The following is an 18,700-nucleotide window of genomic DNA, read 5'->3' on the forward strand; positions in this document are numbered from 1 at the left end:
CCGTTACGGCTTTATTTTTTCCATAAAGGAAATAATTTTTTTCTCTGATAATGATTCACTCGTCCGTTCAACTACTTTTCCGTTCTTATCAATCAAAATGGTAGTCGGAATAGGTCCTATACCAAATGCTTTAGTTACTTCTCTTTGCTTGTCCATCGGAACAGGAAAGCTCATACGATATCGATCAACAAAATTTTTAACGGATACGTTCGTTTCACTGACGTTTACTGCCAATATTTCTACACCTTGTTCTTTGTATTTTTCATACTGCCGTTGCATATAAGGCATCTCTCGTTCACACGGTTTACACCACGTTCCCCAGAAATTCAAGAAAACACCTTTACCACGGTAATCTTCTAACTCTACTTGTTTGCCATTCAGATCGGTTAGTACAAAATTTGGAGCCGTATCGCCTTTACTTATGTATGTACCTGACTCTTCATTCATACTGTTGTAGATCGTGTAACCGACCGCAACAACTAAAATGGCAAGCAGAGCAGAGCGAAACCACAACCTATTTTTTTTCAACATCCATCCGCTCCTTTAAGCCGCTTCCATTTTACTATAACTTGAAAAAAAAGCCTATCTACGGCTTTTTTTTGACGTTTGTGTGACAGCCAGATTTCTTAGCTGTTTGATTTCATGTGGAGTAAGTTCTCTGAACTCACCAGGATTCAGGCCTTTAAGATCTAAATAGCCGTATCTTTCACGCTTTAATTTCATGACAGGTGATCCGATCGCTTCTAACATACGCTTGACTTGACGGTTCTTTCCTTCATGAATCGTAAGCTCGATGATAGCAGTTCCCTTTTTCTTATCGATCGATGTTACTTTCACTTTCGCAGGAGCAGTCATTCCGTCCTCTAAGCGAATTCCTCGTTCGAGTTGCTTGATTCTCTCTCTTGAAGGAATTCCTTTTACTTTCGCAATGTACACTTTATCAAGCTGATAGCGTGGATGCATAAGTACGTTCGCAAACTCACCATCGTTTGTCATGATGATCGCGCCTGTCGTATCATAATCCAATCTTCCAACAGGGAATACACGCTGTTCGATAATATCTCTAAAATAATCAGCTACTACTTTTCTTCCCTTATCATCAGAAACCGCCGTAATCACACCAGAAGGTTTATACATCAAAAAATAAACGGGTTGTTCCCGTTGAATTTGAATCTCATTCACTTCAATCTTATCTTTTGTACCTACTTTTGTGCCGAGTTCGGTCACTACATTTCCGTTCACTTTCACTTTGCCTTCACGAATTAACTCTTCCGCTTTTCTTCTGGAAGTTACGCCGCTTTGGGCAATTACTTTTTGCAATCGTTCCATGATTTCACCTCATGTCTCATCATACCTTCATTATTCGTAATTCTCAACCTCAGTAAACGTAAAAAAGAGCCATAACGGCTCTTTTTTGTCGAATTATGAATAAAACAATAGAGAGATTACAGCTATAGATGCTAAAAATCCGATCAGATCGGCTAATAATCCTACTTTTAACGCGTATTTCATCTTTTTTATACCAACCGCTCCAAAATAAACAGTCAGTACATAAAACGTTGTATCGGTACTTCCTTGTATCGTAGAAGCAAGTCTTCCGATAAACGAATCAGGACCGTGTGTTGCAATTAAATCTGATGTCATCCCAAGAGCGCCAGTTCCTGAAATCGTCCTCATAAGCCCTAGCGGAACCACCTCTGCTGGAATATGAAACAATGAAAATAGCGGACGCATCGCCATCATGACATAATCCAAAGCTCCAGATGCGCGAAATACCGAAATGGCAACAAGCATACCGACTAAAAAAGGGATAATGTTAATCGCAATCGAGAAACCTTCTTTTCCACCTTCTACAAAAGTCTCATAAGTTGGCACTTTTTTATAAGTGCCATATAAAAGGATAAAACCGATCAAAAATGGGATAAACCATATGGAAAAGGATTGAACGATCGACATCTATTTCCCTCCCTTAGGTAAAGAGCGGTAATAATAATATCGATCTATTAATATAGCACCCACCGTTGAAATCGCAGTCGCGATCAATGTCGGCGCAACAATATCAGTCGGCGAAGCCGAGTTATAGCTCATCCTGATCGCGATGATCGTAGTGGGGATGAGCGTTATGCTTGATGTATTTATCGCAAGAAGCGTTATCATCGACCGGCTGGCTTCATTTTTTCCGCCATTTAATATTTTTAGCTGTTCCATCGCTTTAATTCCCATTGGTGTTGCAGCATTTCCGAGTCCAAGCAGGTTAGCTGCCATATTCGATAGAATGTACCCTTGTGCCGGGTGATCCTTTGGAATATCTGGGAAGAGCCGTTTAACGATCGGTCGGAACAACACAGCTAATACTTCCAATAAGCCGCCTTTTTCTGCAATCTTCATAATACCTAACCAGAACACTAAAATACTAATCATTCCAAAGCTTAAAGTGACTGCTTCTTTCGCACTCGTAAAAATCGCTTCGTTTACTTTATCCATGGTGCCGTTGATTCCTGCCACAATGAAGCCTATTACCATCATTCCTACCCAGATGTAATTCACCATAGGCGATTGTCTTCCTTAGCTATAAAGAATAACTTGTTGAATATGCTTTTAAATGATGACCAAAGACCTCCCTGATCAGGTTTGATCAATGCTTTGCCATCATAATAAAGAGGAAGATCAGCAATTCTCGTTTCCTTTAAATCTACGAAATACCTACCAACGGGTTTAGGAACTTTTTCTTTTTCCCACTTGCCCGATTTTGGAAGCTCATATAACTGGATGGAAGAAGAGATATGTCTCATCTCTTCTTTTTGCAAAGGGTACATGAACGTTCGAGCAGCTTCTACTTTTCCTTTATACCCTTTATCTTTGATGCCGGAAATTTCCCCTTCTTTAATCAGCTCTGTCATCTTAAAAGAATGAAATCCCCACTCAAACAAATTCCGATGATCGTCCCAGTCGTTAGGATCGTTTAGTGTAACAGCGATCAGTTCCATTCCGTCTTTTTCTGCAGTTGATACTAAGGTTCGTTTTGCACGTTTTGTATATCCGGTTTTGCCGCCAGTAGAATACTCATAAAGCTTTAACATCTTATTCTTATTCCGCCACACTCTATCCCATTTTTCACCGGTTTGTTCTGATCTGTAAACCTTCGTTGATGACACGTCTTTAAACGTATCATTGTTCATGGCATACTTCGTTAATATGGCCATATCATAAGCGGTGGAATAATGATCTTCATGTGTGTCGAGTCCATGTGGATTCCTAAAACGTGTATGTTTCATTCCGATCTCTTCTGCTTTTTGATTCATCAAATAGGAAAAGCCATCTAAACTTCCTCCTACATGCTCAGCGATTGCAACTGCAGAATCATTTCCAGACCGAAGCATCAATCCATAGACTAAATCTTTTAGTGGGATCTTCTCTCCTGGCTTCAAGTATAGAGATGATCCTTCTGTTCGCGATGCAGCTTCCGTAATGGTAACCGTATCATTCATCTTTCCTGATTCTATTGCAAGGATAGCGGTCATGATCTTCGTGATACTTGCTATTCTCATCGGCCGATGTTCATTACGACCATACAATACTCTTCCAGATGATTGCTCCATCAACACAGCAGCATTTGCTGACACACCGGGTTCAGCTTTTGCTTCTTGCGGGAATGCAGCAAGGATAAGCATACAGATCATAACGAGGAGCAGTGGTTTTCGTTTTAGTGTTCGTTTCATTCATAATCCCGCCCTTTACGTGTTTTGTAAAAGTTTATGCAAACAAGGACAGGTTATGAATGGGATTTACTTCCGCTAATTATTGGGAAGGAAAAAAACGCTGCTTTTGACCATGGCTTTTTTCGTAATCTGTCAGTTCCATGAGAGCTTTTTCTTCAGCAGGTATCCGCACTCTTAACATGAAGATATTTAATATAGTGAAAAGGATAGCCGTAAAATAAGCACCAAAAATTAGTGGCATGACTAAGAGTTCCAAAGAGACAATCGTATAATTGGGATGTCTCATAAAACGATATGGACCTTTAGCTACTACATTCGCACCAGGTAATAGAATAATCTTCGTATTCCAAAACTCTCCTAAAGACGATATCGCCCATACACGAATCACTTGTGCCATTAAAAACAGAAGAAATGGAACAATCCACCAGCTAGGCGGCTGTGCGCTAAACACGTATACTTCTAAAAAGAAAACAACAAAAAACGCAACGTGCATAGACACCATCCACTTATAGTGATCACTTCCTGCTTCTACTGCGCCTTTACTCAAAAGCTTCTTTTCGTTAGATTTAGCAATCCTTACTTCTGCTAATCTCTGTATGATAAGAAAACCCCAAAATAGAAGAAACCAGTTCATCTATTTCCTCCATTCCACTAAAAGAAGTTCAGAAGAAAAACCTGGCCCTAAAGCGGCCATCACACCTAGATCTCCTTCTTCTTTTGCAGTTTGCATAAAATTTTTCAAGACATAGAAAACAGTGGCAGATGACATATTTCCATTTTCCCTCAATACATCTCTTGAGATATCTGTTTTCGATAACGGAATCCCGAGCGCATCCACGTATGCTTGTAAGACTTTCTTTCCTCCAGGATGAGCGATGAAATGTTTAATCTGTTCTCCGACAAGCTGATTTCGGTTTAAGAACTCATCAACGTTCGGTTTGAGCCACGTTCGGATAACGTTTGGAATATCTCTTGAAAAGACAACATACAAACCTGTGTCCTTTACTTCCCACCCCATCACATCTTCAGAATGAGGCTTCAATGTGGACATCGTATCTTTTATGTAAGGTGATATTTCTGATATTTTGCCAGTATCGGACTCATCACCGCAGATTAGCGCACAAGCAACTCCATCGGCAAACAAGGATGTGCCTACTAAATTGCTCTTGGAAAGATCTTCGTGCTGAAATGTTAGTGAACAAAGTTCTACACTTAGAACGAGGACGTTTGATTTTGGATATGCTTTACAATAATCGTAAGCTCTAGAAAAACCTGATGCACCACCAGCACATCCTAATCCCCAGATGGGAATCCTCTTTGTATGTGATGAAAATGGGAGAATGTTCATGATTCTAGCTTCAATACTTGGAGTGGATAGCCCAGAACTCGAAATGAAGAAGATGGCATCAATGTCTTCATAAGACACGTTTAGGCTTTGATCAGACAAGACCTTTTCGATACATTCTGCTCCTAAATTTGTTGCAAAGTCTATGTATAAATCATTTTTCTCTTGAAAACTTCTTTTTTCCTTAAACCAATCTATAGGCATCGCAAAATAGCGTGACTCGATCTCACCATTCTGAAATACTTTGAGCAAACGTTCGATATCTGAAAACGCGTCTTGAAATAGGTTTCTTGCAAAATCCATTGTTTGATGTTGAGAAAGTTTATGAGGGGGATTTATTGTTTCCACTGCTGCTATTCTTGGCAATTGATCTCTCTCCTTCGGCTGCATATCCTTTTTTAGTAATTTACCCTTAAATTGCCTTTTAAAACGGTGACTTAAAAGATTACTCTGTTTTTAAGTAAACTTCTCAGTTGATGGAAGTAGTTGATATCTACTCCAGGTTGCTTACTATCCATGCCACTTTGCGCCCCTCATGTGGCAAGCATTAAGCTCACACTTGCATAGGAAGAAAAAAATAAAAACAAAAAAACAGCCTAAATTGAATTTTAGGCTGTTTACTTTGTTATTTGTTTTAAAGTATTGAGATGTGAACTTAGCAACTCTTCGTTTGGTTGGATGAAGAGTTTTTTAAATTCTTCATAGTTGTTGATATAGCTCCGTTTGCGCTTTTGGTATGCAGGGTCCTTAAGCAATGCGGTGAGTGCTGCAATCTCTGTTATCTTATAGAAGCTCAAGTAATCTTTCCAAAAGTCATGATGTGTTAATTCCTCTTGAAGTTTCTCTTCAAAATATCGTACATAAAGAAGATGAAAAGTTTGCATTTTTCCGTTACATTCATAGGTCACTTCTGAACGGTTAAAAAAATCCTCAGATGTATTCGGCTTTTCTTTTTCTAACTCCATACCATCAATATGCTGAATCAACAATGCATGACTCCCCCTTGTTATTCGTCAGTAGATAGTGATTCCTGAAATTTTGAAAAGAACAGGTCTGCTTCTTGTTCTACATTCTCTTCCTGAATGTTCTCAGGAAGAGGAGGCAGCTCTTTTACACTTTGCAAACCAAAATGTTCTAGGAATGCTTTTGTTGTACCATATAATATTGCGCGTCCCGTTCCTTCTGCTCTTCCAACTTCTTTTACTAATCCTTTAGCAGAAAGTGTCTGTAACGGTTTTTCCGTTTTTACTCCTCTTACTTCTTCGATCTCTGACCTAGTAATTGGCTGTTTATAGGCAATGATCGCTAGTGTTTCAAGAGCAGCTTGAGAGAGTGTCGCATGACCAGGCGTTTCAACAAGACGCTCATAAAAGGCAGCATGTTCCGGTTTTGTTACAAATTGAAGGGATCCCGCATATTCAACAATAGACATCCCTCTTTCTGATGAAGCATAACTTTGTTTCAACTCTTCGATGATGGGATCAAGTTCTTTGCTGTCGATCTCCAACACTTGAGCGATTTGTTTTCTGTCGATTCCTTCATCACCACTGACAAAAAGCAAACCCTCTACAATCGCTTTATATTCATTTCGTTCCAAATCGTATTACTCCTCTAACATCGTTATATAAATTTCACTAAAATGATCTTGTTGTTCGCAATTTATTGATTTAACTTTCATAAGTTCTAATATTGCAAGAAATGTAACAACAACATGTTCCCTAGTGCTCTTATCAAAAAGGTCTGTGAACTTTTTTCGTCCGCCTACAGAAAGAAGCGAGGATTTTATTTGTTCCATTCTTTTTTCGATCGGAATCTCTTGCCGTTCGATGGTCGTTTGTCTCGGTGCTCGCGTTACCTTTTCTTGAAAGACTTTTTGCATCGCCTGCAACATATCATACAGCGTTACGTTGGTCACCTGTTTTGCCGACTCTTCTTTCTCAAACTGTGAGAGGTCGGCAGGCTGCCGTGTGTATATTAAGCTTCTTGCTGATTCTCTTTCTTTAAGTTCATCAGCAGCATGCTTGTACTTTCTATATTCAACGAGTCTTCTTACTAATTCATCTCTTGGGTCTTCTTCCATCTCGAGTTCCATCTGATTCTCAAAAAGCTCTTCTTCATGCTTTGGTAGCAGCATCTTGCTTTTAATGGCAAGAAGAGTAGCTGCCATAACTAAAAATTCACTTGCTACGTCCAGTTTTAGTTCTTTCATCGTATGTATATATTGAAGGTATTGCTCAGTTATGATGGCTACCGGGATATCATAAATATCCACTTCGTAGGTTTGTATCAAATGAAGCAGTAAGTCGAGCGGACCTTCAAATCCATCAAGCTTCACACTATATTGCATAACATTTCCCCAGTTTTTCAGCGATTTTGTATTATAAAATTATATCATATTTTGCGTGGTACGCGGCTTGTTTTTATTCATGCTATGCATATGGTAAACTTAAAGTCGAGCTTATTAAGGGGCGTGAACGACTAGTGACTTATCCAAAACCATGGATTGAATACTTGGTGCATTTTCATAGAGATCAAGATTACTTTGAGTGTCACGAAGTGCTTGAGGAGCATTGGAAGGACGAGGGCATGAAAGGCGATCTGTGGCCGGGACTGATCCAGCTTGCAGTGGCTCTTTATCACCATCGGCGTGGCAACAATAACGGAGCTAAACGAATGATCTTGAGTTGTAGAGTGAAGCTGCAAAAAGAAGAAGCAGCACTGAAAGAACTCGGAATAGAAGTTGAACCTTTTTTTGAACTACTCGATAAAAGCATACAAAAAATCGAGCAACAGCAATCTTTTGAGTCGATAGCTCTTCCACTTTCGACTAATCTATTGAACGTATGTTTATTAAAAGCTAGTGTGACTGAAGAAGAGTGGTCTTTAACAACTGGAGTGGATGAAAAAATCGTTCATAAGCACTCTTTAAGAGACCGATCTACGGTTATTGATGAACGAAATAGACAAAAACTCATAAAAAACAGAAATGTATAATTGCCAAAAACATAAAAAAAGCTTCGGAGTAATCCGGAGCTTTTCTTATTTGGAACTTATTCTTCCCAAACTTTAACTTCTTTCATTACATCGCCTTGTTTAATACGAAGTACTGTTTCCAAACCTTCTGTAACTTGTCCAAAAACAGTATGAACACCGTTCAAGTGCGGCTGTGGCTCGTGTACGAGGAAGAATTGGCTTCCGCCTGTATCGCGGCCAGCATGCGCCATTGAAAGAGACCCCGCTACGTGCTTATGTGGGTTCCCTTCTGTTTCACAAGGAATAGAATAACCAGGGCCGCCAGCTCCAGTTCCTGTTGGATCTCCACCTTGAGCTACAAATCCAGGGATAACACGGTGGAACGTTACACCGTTGTAAAAGCCTTCGTTTGCAAGTTTTTCAAAGTTTTCTACTGTTCCAGGTGCTTCTTCTTGGTATAGATCAAATACAATTTTTTCGCCGTTTTCAAATTCAATTGAACCTTTTTTCATAAAAAACAGGCCTCCTTCTACTTCATTCAACTACCATTGTACGGTTAAATGTCTGCTCCGTAAACTAATTTACACAAAAACATTCGTTTTTAATGGAACATCATTCTTGATGAGGTCTTCATATGTTTCCCGCTTCACTACAAGCTGTTCTTCACCGTTCTCTACAAACACAACTGCTGGCCGCTGAATGCGATTATAATTGCTCGCCATACTGTAACCGTAAGCTCCCGTACAGGAAACGGCTAATAAGTCGTTATCACAAACTTCAGGAAGTTCAATATCCCAGATTAACATGTCGCCACTCTCACAGCATTTTCCTGCGATTGAAACGGTTTGTGTTGGTTCTTCGTTCATCTTATTCGCTACGAATGCTTCATATTTAGCTTGATAGAGTGCAGGACGAATGTTATCTGTCATCCCACCATCAATGGACACATAATGCCTAACTCCTTCGATCTCTTTTTGAGAGCCGATCGAATAGATCGTCGTACCCGCATCACCTACGAGTGAACGTCCTGGTTCAATCCAAAGTTCAGGCAGATCTTTCCCTTCAAAGTGAATCATCTGTTTCTTCACTTCTTCAATCATGGCCGTAACGTATTGTTCAGGAGAAAGCGGTGTATCCTCTGACGTATATTGAATACCGAATCCGCCTCCAAGATTTACGACACTTGGAAAATAGTTAAAGTTTTCTTCCCACTTTTTAAAATGGCCGAACAACTTTTCAATCGCCAGAGTGAATCCTTCTGTTTCAAAGATTTGAGATCCAATATGACAATGAATCCCTAAAACGCGAAAGCCTTCAAATGCAAGTACTTCTTGAAGTGCTCTGTCTCCTTGACCATTCCCTAAATCAAATCCAAACTTAGAATCTTCCTGACCTGTAATGATGTAATCATGGGTATGGGCTTCAATTCCTGGAGTTAAACGCAGTAAGATGTCTACTTTTTTGCTAAGCTTGCTGCTCAGCATTTTTAATAAGGAGATCTCATGAAAGTTATCTACTACAATACAACCGACTCCAGCGGTAAGTGCAAATTCTAATTCTGCTAAGCTCTTGTTGTTTCCATGAAAATGAATTCTTTCAGGTGGAAATTCAGCTTGAAGTGCCGTATAAAGTTCTCCACCTGAAACTACATCCAGACTTAATCCTTCCTGTTCGATAAGCTGAAACATGGCGATGGAAGAAAAGGCTTTTGAGGCATATGCTACTTGATATCCTACCCCATTTTCCTCGAATGCTTTTTTAAAGCCTCTTGCTCTATTTTTAATCAAGGACAAATCATACAAATATAGCGGTGTTCCGTATTTTTTCGCTAGATCTACCGTATCTAAACCACCGATCCATAGATGTTGATTATCTCCAATTTTTGATGTTCCGTGTAAATTCACAAGTAATCCCCTCTCGTTGTTGATAGAGAATTCAATCCCGACAAATACAAAAGACAGCCGCAACTAAGGCAGGCTGTCAAAAACCGTACCCTCATGTCGGAATAGCTCTCCACTACAGTTGTAGTGACAGTCCGTTGCTTGTTCAGCAACGGCCCAGCATAAAAAGAGATGGAACTCTTTTTACACTTCGGCAAATTGACCTTTCAACATATTTCATCGTCATCCATGAACTCCATATGCTACTCATTCGTTTTGCGCCTCTACCTCATATGAGGCATATTTAATTAGTTATGAATTTAACACAATTTTCAACAATCAGCAAGGGACAGATTAATTAGTTGGCTGTTTTTTGGTGTTCTGCGGATGTACAATGCTAGGTCGAACTTTTGATAGCGGAACAGCTATTCGAACGACAATCTGTAGAAACGCTTTTGGATTAAACGGTAAGAGCGGCCACAAGTAAGGTGTGTTCAAATTTTTGATCGTTGCCATATAGAGAACCAACAATGTGAATCCGATAATAAATCCTGGCACTTTAAACAACATAACCATCGCAATCAAGAAAAGCCGCAGGACTTTGTTTGCGATACTCAGCTCATAACTTGGTGTGGAGAAGGATCCGATCGCCGCTATCGCAACATATAGAATAACTTCAGGTACGAATAATCCTACATCTATTGCGATCTGCCCGATTAATACGGCTGCGATCAGACCCATGGCGGTCGATAGTGCACTCGGTGTATGGATGGCCGCGAGCCTTAATATATCAATCCCGATCTCCGCAAAGATTATCTGAAGAAACAGTGGGATGTTCGTGTGTTTATTCGGACCGATAAAATCAATGAAAGGCGGTAATAATTGCTCTTCCATCGAAAACAAAAGCCACATCGGTACTAAGAATACTGAAGCCATCATGCCTGTAAAGCGGGTCCATCTTAAAAAAGCACCTATAAATGGAGTCTGCCTAAACTCTTCTGCATGCTGTACGTGATGAAAGAGTGTAGTAGGTGTGATGATAACACTTGGCGATGTATCTGTGATGATTAATACATGACCTTCCATCAAGTGCTGTGCAGCAACATCTGGTCTTTCTGTATACCGGACTAAGGGAAACGGATTCCAACCTTGTTTTACAATAAACTCTTCGATCGTCTTATCTGCCATTGGAATCCCGTCGATCTCAATAGAGTTAAGCTCTTTTCTAATAAGGTCAACGAGGCCGGGATCTGCCACATCTTGAATATAAGCGAGACATACATCCGTTTTAGAGCGTTCACCCACTTGAAGAATTTCGTGTCGTAATCGTTCATCTCGTATACGTCTTCTTGTAAGAGCAGTATTGATGATAATATTTTCCGTGTATCCATCACGGGCTCCCCTTACCACTTTCTCAATGTCCGGCTCTTCTGGTGATCTTCCTGGATAACTTCTTACATCCACAACAAATGCTTCTTCTTCTCCGTCAATGAATATAACGATCAGACCTGAAAGCATGCGGTCTACAGCTTCATCTAACGATTTCGTAATCTCTACTTGCTGATGTGCGAGATGATTATGTACAAGATCTTTTACTTTACTCGGTGCGCGATGACCATGATCCATATCCATTAGTTCGCGGTAGATCATGATGATGAACTCACTGTCGCAAAGTCCCGTACAATAATATAGCTGAAGTTCCTTTTTTAAGACAAAGATCTTTCTGACACCAACATCAAAACTCACACCAATACCCAAACGCTCTTTTAAAAACCTTTCCGTATCTTCAATGTTCTTACTAATCGGTGTTTTATTTTTTTCGGTTGCCAATTGATTCGCTCCTTTCTAAAATAAGTTGAATCGCTTTTACTGTAATTGGAGCTCCCTTTTCAACAGAATCAAAACCAGCCATTTTTCCGATATCCCCGACACCTACTATGAAAGGAAGGTTTAATTCATCGAGGATATAGACGGTGTCACCGTTAATCCTGCCTGTTTCAAGATCTGGAATTCCACTCTTATCAATACCGAACTCTGTTAGTTCTCCATATCGATCCATAGAACAGTGAACTTTTGTCCATTCTGTAAAATGCGTTTTGGAAGCTACGGCCACAGCACCAATCACATCAATATCTTTCTGCTGATGAATATATCTCATCGCTTGTTCTCCTGGACCTTCTCCTTTAAAACCACAGTCATCAAACATTACAAGTACAGGGTCATGTGGTGTTTTTCGGATCATCTCTACAAGCTCTATACCGCTTTTTCGTGTTGGATTTCCCCATGATTGTGATATACAGCGTCCTCCAACTTGTTTAGCCGCATGCTCTACGACCCGTAGTGCATACAGATCTCCATCCGTTATGAAAATGACCCGTTTTTTCACCATATGATCACCCCTTAGGTTCAAAGATGACTGCTACTAAAAATCCAAACAAAACAGCAGATGAGATTCCTGCAGATGTTAACTCAAAGATTCCCATGGCGATTCCGATAAAGCCATGTTCCTCTGCTGATGCCATCGCTCCGTGCAAAAGGGAGTGACCAAAACTGGTAATGGGAACAGTAGCTCCAGCTCCTGCAAATTTGATCAAGTTATCATAGATACCAAAAGCATCAAGAAGTGCCCCAATTACTACGAAGGAAGTCGTTACATGAGCCGGTGTCAGCTTCATTACATCCATCATCAGCTGGCCAACAACACAAATTGCTCCACCTACTAAAAACGCCCAAAAAAACTCCATCTTATTGTCCTCCTTCCGCTCGCTCTAAAACCACGCCGTGAGCAACCGTTGGAATACTTTCTTTTTGCTGAACCATTACCGGGTTTAATAATGCACCCGTTGCGACCATCAAGACTTTCTTTAGATTGCCTTTTCGAATCTCGTCTAAGATATATCCGTACGTAACGACTGCAGAACACGCACAGCCACTTCCTCCTGCAAAAACCTGCTGACCGCTGCGATAGATCATCAATCCGCAATCTCGATGATTGTCAGACACATCATAACCTTGCTCTTTTAATAACATCTTAACGATCGGTGCACCGACTCCAGAAAGATCCCCTGTAGCGATTAAATCGTACTCATCAGGCTGAACATCCATCTCTTTAAAATGTGCCGCGATCGTGTCTGCAGCTGCAGGAGCCATCGCTGATCCCATATCAAAAGGATCTTTGATTCCTAAGTCCACTACTTTTCCAACAGTTGCCGATGTGATCTTTATATCTGAGACCTCTTTACTCACAAGTGCAGCACCTGCACCTGTTACCGTAAACGTAGCTGTATCTGGCTTTTGCCCGCCGTACTCGGTAGGATATCTAAACTGTCTTTCAGCAGTAGCATTGTGTGAGCTTACTGCAGCTACAATTCGATTCGCATACCCGCCATCTACTAAAGCTGCACCTAATGCTAAAGACTCCATCGAAGTTGAACATGCTCCAAACACACCAAGGAACGGTATACCGTTTCCTCTAGCCGTGTAGTTTGACGAAACGATTTGGTTTAACAAGTCACCTGCCAACAAAAAGTTGATATCTTCTGGCTTCATCTTTACTTTGTGCAAACAAGCATTGATCGCATCTTCCATCAACTGACGTTCAGCAAGTTCCCAATTCTTTTGTCCGCAGTGAAGGTTGTTATACGTTTTATCAAAATAGCTGCCTAAAGGTCCTTCGCTTTCCATCGGACCTACTGCTGTGCCGGCCGCATTTAAGTAAATGTTATTTGCAAATTTCCATGTTTGTCTTCCTAATAAATTCATGCCTTCACTCCTTATGTCAAGTGCTGAAAGATGTAGCGGATCATACCGAAAATATAGGCAGATACAGCTCCAAATACAATAACAGCTCCAGCTAATTTGAAGAGATTTGTAGCCACTCCGAGTACTAGACCTTCACTTTTATGTTCTAATGCCGCACTCGTAACGGCGTTAGCGAATCCTGTTACCGGAACGACAGAACCTGCTCCAGCGAACTGACCGATCTTATCGTATACTCCGAGTCCTGTTAATAGTGCTGCGATTAGAATGAGCGTAGCAACCGTGGGATTTCCCGCTGTTTCTTGCGTGAAGTTAAAGTAAGTCATATAGAACATTTGAATCGCTTGACCGATCGTGCAGATGATCCCACCTATTAAAAATGCTTTTAAACAATTTAAAACATACGGAGGTTTCGGCTGTATCGATTTAATTTTTTCGGCATATGCCTGCTGTTCTTCTTTTGTTGCCATCGTACAATCACATCCTTAATGATTAATGTAGTACATCCAATGAAACAAAGATCCTGAGATTTTCCCAAGTACAATTGCCATTAATATAATGATGATTTTCTCTCCAAATCCAACTCTTTTCGCAAGAATCGGGAGTACGTTCAATACTTCTGTTAACGCTGCGGCTAACATCCCAACAAAGATTCCCATAAATAAACCGATCGGTATAAGAAAGAAAGCAGAAAACCCAATTGAAGCGTTCCTTAGATTCATCCAACCGCCGATCACAGCACCTAAAATAATGCTTAACTCATAACCTCTAATATATCGATACGTTTTAGAGAGCTGCATCAGCCTTGGTACGATTCCAAGAACAGTGATTAAAGCCACAAGACCAGAGCCTACTGTGATTCCACCGCCAAAACCGATAAAAGCAATGAGCAATACTTTAATTCCCATTGATCTTTTTCTCTGTTTCTTTGTTTTCATGAACGATCACATACTGATCGAGGTCTTGTTGATAATTAAACATCTCAACTTCCAACGGGCTTGGTTCTTCATTAAGTCTTTTTCGGAAAAGATGGTTAAAGAAAAGAATCATGCCTAGACCAAGACCGAACGAATATGGAATCTGAAGTAATAGAGGCTGCTCTTTATAATGCCCCGTTATCATGAAATAGATTTTTTGGTGAACAAGTTGCATGCTTACATCTTCATGAAAATTCATGATCGCGAGTGCCGAGCCTGTAAAAAGTAGAAGCCACACCAAGACAAAATACACTGGTGCCAGCTTTTTTTGTTGCATCTGAATCTCCAGAATCGATTGTGCAGGTCCGATGGTTTGAACATCTAATCCAGGGTTTTTCTTTTGAATCGTAGCGATTACACGCATGACATCGATCACAATCAAATGCTTATCTTCAGGGGTTACTTCGTGGATAATATATCCCTTGATGGCTTCTTCTAATTCATCAGATGCTACAATCTGTGCAACTTCTCCGATCGTGACTTTCTGATGCTGAATCACCTGTACACGTTGACGCATACGCAGGTATACGGTTTTATCCAATTTTCACTTCACCTCTTTCTAAGCGCATTTGTGTTTAGTATGCGATGATGGAATTCTTATCATGCTTCACATGTAACAGCATCCAAAAACTACCACAGAATAAAAAGCTGTTTTCGATTTTAAGCATTGATGTATTTGGAAGTAGTTGATCTCCGTTTCAGGTGCTCCCTTTCCGCGGGGCGACCGGTGAGCCACTTGCCAGACTGTAGGAACTTTTTAGCATGTGTTAGCTTCTGTGTGATAAATTGAACGAAGACTCTTCATGTAACGCCTGAATATAAGGCTTTTTCTAAGCGATTAACTTTTAGATTTTTTTATACTTCTTATGCAAGTTGATTGTAGCGGAAGGTTGCCGACTCCTATGGGACGAGTGGGCAGGTGAGACTCCTAACGGCGCGTAGCGTGCCAGCCACTCTGCAAATTCTTCTCGTAAGGCATGCGACGAGGAAGCTCGCTTCGATAGGATTTTCTTGTAGACGCAGGAGCACATATACTTCTTCGAACACCGTTCGCCCCATGGAAAGCGTGCAACCTGGAGCGGAGATCAACTATCTTACAAGGACTTTTAACAACAAGCAAAAAAACCAGATAGGACGTTTAAGTCTCCATCTGGTTTTTCATAAATAATAATATTTTCTTTTCAAGTCTCGATACCTGTACTTGAGATATGGCCAGCCGGTCGGCCACTTCAGATTGTGTTTGATCTTTAAAATATCTTAAATAAACAATCAGCCGCTCTCTCTCATCAAGTTTATCCATAATATCTTTTAACGCGATCTTATCAAACCACTTATTATCCGAGTGATCAGAGATTTGGTCTAGTAACGTAATGGGATCACCATCGTTCTCATAAACAGTTTCATGAATCGACTGTGGTGCTCGTACAGCATCCTGAGCCATGATTACATCTTCTACTGCGATCTCTAGAAATTCTGCTACTTCTGAAATGGTAGGTGTTCTCCCAAGTGATTTAGATAGCTCGTCTTTTGCTTTACGCACTTTGTTACCGGTCTCTTTTAATGATCTGCTGACTTTAACCGTTCCATCATCCCTGATGAACCGCTGTATCTCACCGATGATCATAGGCACTGCATAGGTAGAGAACCTAACATCATAAGAAAGATCAAATTTATCAACAGATTTTAATAGCCCGATAGAGCCGATTTGAAAAAGGTCATCTGCTTCATAACCTCTGTTTAAAAAGCGCTGAACCACAGACCAGACAAGCCGCATGTTCTTTTCAACGATCGTATCACGGGCTGACTGATCTCCTTCCTGACTCTGTTTGATCAATCGCTTAATCTCTTCATCCTTAAGAAACGGTTCACTTTTGCTGCCTTTCACCTCGACATCCATAGACATACTCCCTTAATTACACATTGCTTTATTTTTGGTCAAGTATTTTGTCAAATGAATCGTAGTGCCGTAAGACGGTTCTGAGATGACTTCTACACTATCCATAAAATTCTCCATGATCGTAAAACCCATTCCTGAGCGTTCTAGTTCTGGCTTGGACGTATATAGCGGCTGCCTTGCTTGATCAAGATCACGAATTCCCAAACCTTCGTCACGGATCGTAAGGTGGATCGTATCCTCCTCGATAGCCGCTTCAATATATACCATTCCAGTTGCTTTGTTTTCGTATCCGTGAATGATCGCGTTCGTCACCGCTTCAGATACAACGGTCTTGATCTCTGTCAGTTCATCAACTGTTGGGTCGATCTGAGCGATAAACGCAGCAACCGTCACACGTGCGAAGGATTCATTCTGACTTAACGCTGAAAACTGAATCTTCATCTCATTTCTCATTTTTAAGCCACCCCCAAAGCCTGAAGGGCAAGCTCTTCATCTTCTTCAAGCTTGATAATCTTAAACAGTCCTGACATCTCAAAAAGTCGTTTTACTGCTGGAGATATGGCGCATACCACCATCTCACCATTCTGGCTTTTGATCTGCTTATAACGCCCTAGTATAACGCCTAAACCTGAACTATCCATGAAACTCAAACCTTCTAAATTTAAGACAATATGGTTTACCGTATGCTTCCTCAAATAATCTTCCACTTGTGATCGAAGCATGTCCGCAGTATGGTGATCAAGTTCTCCGTCTAAGCGGATGCATAATACGGTGTGTTTAAGTTCCAAATTGACAGCTAATCCCACGCTATCCTCTCCTTCTTTTTTGGATAACGTGAATTTTCTATAAAAAAAGACGAATTCCTTCACTCATGACAAAACTAGTGGGAATTCGCCTATAACTGTCAAGAAATCATTAAAGTCATGAGGATTTTGACATTTGTCCTGCTGTTCGTTTGAAAAGTTTCCACCAAGATGCTTTTTTTACCGTCTCTGAAGCTAACACAGGACTTTCTGTTATCAGCTTGTTCCCGTTATATATTTTTAAAGAACCGATCTGCTGTCCCTTTTTTACAGGTAATTTCAAATCTTTATCTACATTTACTTCAGTTTTCACTTTTTTCGCTGTCTCACCCTTCTTCAATAACAGTGAAATGTGTTCTGAAGTAACAACAGGAAGTTTAGACTTTTCCGCTTTTTGTACTTTAACTTCTTTTACAATCTCATGTCTTGCATAAAGCTTTTTCGTTGAAAACTGTGTAAAAGCGTAGTCAAGCATCGAAGTAACTTGAGCATTTCTGTCTTTAGGAGAAGGTGCTCCCATAACAACAGCGATGACTCTCATCCCGTTCTTGTTTGCAGTAGCTGTTAAACAATACTTTGCTTCGTTCGTAAAGCCCGTTTTCAACCCATCTACCCCTGGATAGAACTTAACAAGTCTGTTCGTATTAACAAGCCAAAATTTCTTTTCTGTTTCTTCTCTTAAATAATCTTCATAAAGCCCTGTGAACTTTGTAACTTCCTCGTGCTTAAGAAGTTCTTTTCCCATAAGAGCCATATCATGAGCAGACGTATAATGACCTGCAGCAGGAAGCCCTGTAGGATTTTTAAAGAACGTATCGTTTAAACCGAGTTGTTTCGCTTTATCGTTCATACGATCTACAAAGGACTCAACAGATCCAGCGATATGTTCTGCCATAGCCACTGAAGCATCGTTCGCACTCCCGATTGCTATTCCTTTCACCATGTCTTCTACTCGCATCTCTTCACCTGGTTCAAGGAAGATTTGAGATCCTCCCATGCTTGCCGCATATTCACTTACACGAATCTTATCATTCCAGCTGATCTTGCCTTTATCGATGGCTTCCATGATTAATATCATCGTCATGATTTTGGTCATGCTCGCTGGCGGCAGCTTCTCATGGCTATTCTTTTCGAATAGCACACTCCCACTATCCTGCTCCATTAAAATGGCCGAGTGGCTCTGTTCTGCAAGCTTTATTTTTTCTTTTGCTTTTTCTGCTGCCTCCGCTTTTGGGATTGAAAAAGAAGCCAACAAACAAATACTTAGTAGACCTGAAATAACGCCTTTCATACAGTTCCCTCCATTCATATAGTATTATTTTTTCCATATTTTTTCACTTTATACCG

At 40.4% G+C, this 18,700-nt stretch carries 24 protein-coding genes and 1 riboswitch; of the genes, 1 reads left to right on the forward strand and 23 read right to left on the reverse strand.

Translation table 11 applies throughout. The features are described 5' to 3' along the window. Positions 1–3: 3 nt before the first annotated feature. The 10 genes from resA to IHV09_RS12820 form a co-directional block, all read right to left on the reverse strand. Positions 4–528: a thiol-disulfide oxidoreductase ResA gene (resA, locus tag IHV09_RS12775; protein WP_305069420.1), complete on the reverse strand. Its 525-nt coding sequence runs from the start codon at positions 526–528 to the stop codon at positions 4–6. A gap of 54 nt (positions 529–582) precedes the next feature. Continuing rightward, positions 583–1,329, reverse strand: a complete 747-nt coding sequence (locus IHV09_RS12780) for a pseudouridine synthase (RefSeq protein ID WP_197130779.1) — start codon at positions 1,327–1,329, stop codon at positions 583–585. Positions 1,330–1,422: 93 nt separating this feature from the next. Continuing rightward, positions 1,423–1,956: a spore maturation protein gene (locus IHV09_RS12785; protein ID WP_066395796.1), complete on the reverse strand. Its 534-nt coding sequence runs from the start codon at positions 1,954–1,956 to the stop codon at positions 1,423–1,425. Continuing rightward, positions 1,957–2,550, reverse strand: coding sequence for a nucleoside recognition domain-containing protein (locus IHV09_RS12790; protein ID WP_191753936.1), 594 nt, complete (start codon positions 2,548–2,550; stop codon positions 1,957–1,959). It lies immediately after the preceding gene. Continuing rightward, complete coding sequence (locus IHV09_RS12795) at positions 2,544–3,719, reverse strand: D-alanyl-D-alanine carboxypeptidase family protein (protein WP_197264663.1); 1,176 nt, start codon at positions 3,717–3,719, stop codon at positions 2,544–2,546. Before IHV09_RS12795 ends, IHV09_RS12790 begins: the two co-directional genes overlap by 7 nt. A gap of 79 nt (positions 3,720–3,798) precedes the next feature. After that, positions 3,799–4,353, reverse strand: coding sequence for an isoprenylcysteine carboxyl methyltransferase family protein (locus IHV09_RS12800; protein ID WP_197264664.1), 555 nt, complete (start codon positions 4,351–4,353; stop codon positions 3,799–3,801). After that, complete coding sequence (locus IHV09_RS12805; RefSeq protein WP_197264665.1) at positions 4,354–5,430, reverse strand: type III polyketide synthase; 1,077 nt, start codon at positions 5,428–5,430, stop codon at positions 4,354–4,356. Positions 5,431–5,681: 251 nt separating this feature from the next. Further along, positions 5,682–6,029 carry a hypothetical protein gene (locus tag IHV09_RS12810; RefSeq protein ID WP_370568663.1) on the reverse strand — a complete coding sequence of 116 codons (348 nt, stop codon included), beginning with the start codon at positions 6,027–6,029 and terminating at the stop codon, positions 5,682–5,684. Between the two features lie 41 nt (positions 6,030–6,070). Next, positions 6,071–6,661, reverse strand: a complete 591-nt coding sequence (scpB, locus tag IHV09_RS12815; RefSeq protein WP_191753931.1) for an SMC-Scp complex subunit ScpB — start codon at positions 6,659–6,661, stop codon at positions 6,071–6,073. Positions 6,662–6,667: 6 nt separating this feature from the next. Next, a complete protein-coding gene (locus IHV09_RS12820) occupies positions 6,668–7,411 on the reverse strand; it encodes a segregation/condensation protein A (protein ID WP_197130794.1) in 744 nt (247 codons plus the stop codon). A 134-nt stretch (positions 7,412–7,545) separates the two neighbouring features. Between IHV09_RS12820 and IHV09_RS12825 the strand changes: the two genes are divergently transcribed. Beyond that, positions 7,546–8,058: a DUF309 domain-containing protein gene (locus IHV09_RS12825; protein ID WP_197264666.1), complete on the forward strand. Its 513-nt coding sequence runs from the start codon at positions 7,546–7,548 to the stop codon at positions 8,056–8,058. A 56-nt stretch (positions 8,059–8,114) separates the two neighbouring features. On the opposite strand, the gene IHV09_RS12830 is transcribed toward IHV09_RS12825, so the two are convergent. The 13 genes from IHV09_RS12830 to IHV09_RS12890 all read right to left on the reverse strand — a co-directional run bounded on the left by IHV09_RS12830 (position 8,115) and on the right by IHV09_RS12890 (position 18,644). Beyond that, a complete protein-coding gene (locus IHV09_RS12830; RefSeq protein WP_191753928.1) occupies positions 8,115–8,549 on the reverse strand; it encodes a peptidylprolyl isomerase in 435 nt (144 codons plus the stop codon). 69 nt (positions 8,550–8,618) lie between these two features. After that, complete coding sequence (gene lysA, locus IHV09_RS12835; RefSeq protein ID WP_197191526.1) at positions 8,619–9,941, reverse strand: diaminopimelate decarboxylase; 1,323 nt, start codon at positions 9,939–9,941, stop codon at positions 8,619–8,621. Between the two features lie 94 nt (positions 9,942–10,035). Beyond that, positions 10,036–10,212: riboswitch (Lysine riboswitch) on the reverse strand. A 59-nt stretch (positions 10,213–10,271) separates the two neighbouring features. Next, complete coding sequence (locus tag IHV09_RS12840) at positions 10,272–11,747, reverse strand: spore germination protein (protein ID WP_137788997.1); 1,476 nt, start codon at positions 11,745–11,747, stop codon at positions 10,272–10,274. Then, entirely contained in the window at positions 11,728–12,306 is a 579-nt protein-coding gene (locus IHV09_RS12845) for a stage V sporulation protein AE (protein WP_197130803.1), read from the reverse strand. The genes IHV09_RS12840 and IHV09_RS12845 overlap by 20 nt, the downstream gene beginning before the upstream one ends. A gap of 4 nt (positions 12,307–12,310) precedes the next feature. After that, positions 12,311–12,661, reverse strand: a complete 351-nt coding sequence (gene spoVAE, locus IHV09_RS12850; protein WP_197130805.1) for a stage V sporulation protein AE — start codon at positions 12,659–12,661, stop codon at positions 12,311–12,313. Between the two features lies 1 nt (position 12,662). After that, complete coding sequence (gene spoVAD / locus IHV09_RS12855) at positions 12,663–13,679, reverse strand: stage V sporulation protein AD (RefSeq protein ID WP_144699277.1); 1,017 nt, start codon at positions 13,677–13,679, stop codon at positions 12,663–12,665. A gap of 11 nt (positions 13,680–13,690) precedes the next feature. Beyond that, the gene (gene spoVAC, locus IHV09_RS12860; RefSeq protein ID WP_197130807.1) at positions 13,691–14,146 is read right to left on the reverse strand and encodes a stage V sporulation protein AC; all 456 of its coding nucleotides are present in this window, start codon (positions 14,144–14,146) and stop codon (positions 13,691–13,693) included. A 15-nt stretch (positions 14,147–14,161) separates the two neighbouring features. Then, positions 14,162–14,584, reverse strand: coding sequence for a stage V sporulation protein AB (locus IHV09_RS12865; protein ID WP_197193919.1), 423 nt, complete (start codon positions 14,582–14,584; stop codon positions 14,162–14,164). After that, on the reverse strand, positions 14,574–15,194 hold the full coding sequence (locus tag IHV09_RS12870) for a stage V sporulation protein AA (protein ID WP_197130812.1): 621 nt from the start codon (positions 15,192–15,194) through the stop codon (positions 14,574–14,576). The genes IHV09_RS12865 and IHV09_RS12870 overlap by 11 nt, the downstream gene beginning before the upstream one ends. A gap of 597 nt (positions 15,195–15,791) precedes the next feature. Continuing rightward, positions 15,792–16,550, reverse strand: a complete 759-nt coding sequence (gene sigF / locus IHV09_RS12875) for an RNA polymerase sporulation sigma factor SigF (RefSeq protein WP_197130815.1) — start codon at positions 16,548–16,550, stop codon at positions 15,792–15,794. A gap of 12 nt (positions 16,551–16,562) precedes the next feature. Beyond that, the gene (gene spoIIAB / locus IHV09_RS12880; protein WP_066395840.1) at positions 16,563–17,003 is read right to left on the reverse strand and encodes an anti-sigma F factor; all 441 of its coding nucleotides are present in this window, start codon (positions 17,001–17,003) and stop codon (positions 16,563–16,565) included. A gap of 2 nt (positions 17,004–17,005) precedes the next feature. Continuing rightward, positions 17,006–17,356, reverse strand: a complete 351-nt coding sequence (spoIIAA, locus tag IHV09_RS12885) for an anti-sigma F factor antagonist (RefSeq protein ID WP_197130817.1) — start codon at positions 17,354–17,356, stop codon at positions 17,006–17,008. A gap of 115 nt (positions 17,357–17,471) precedes the next feature. After that, positions 17,472–18,644 (reverse strand): D-alanyl-D-alanine carboxypeptidase family protein, encoded by a 1,173-nt coding sequence (locus IHV09_RS12890; protein ID WP_197130819.1) that lies wholly within the window; start codon positions 18,642–18,644, stop codon positions 17,472–17,474. Between the last annotated feature and the right edge of the window lie 56 nt (positions 18,645–18,700).

The sequence above is a fragment of the Fictibacillus sp. 23RED33 genome, assembly GCF_015903925.1.
GTDB lineage: Bacteria > Bacillota > Bacilli > Bacillales > Fictibacillaceae > Fictibacillus > Fictibacillus phosphorivorans.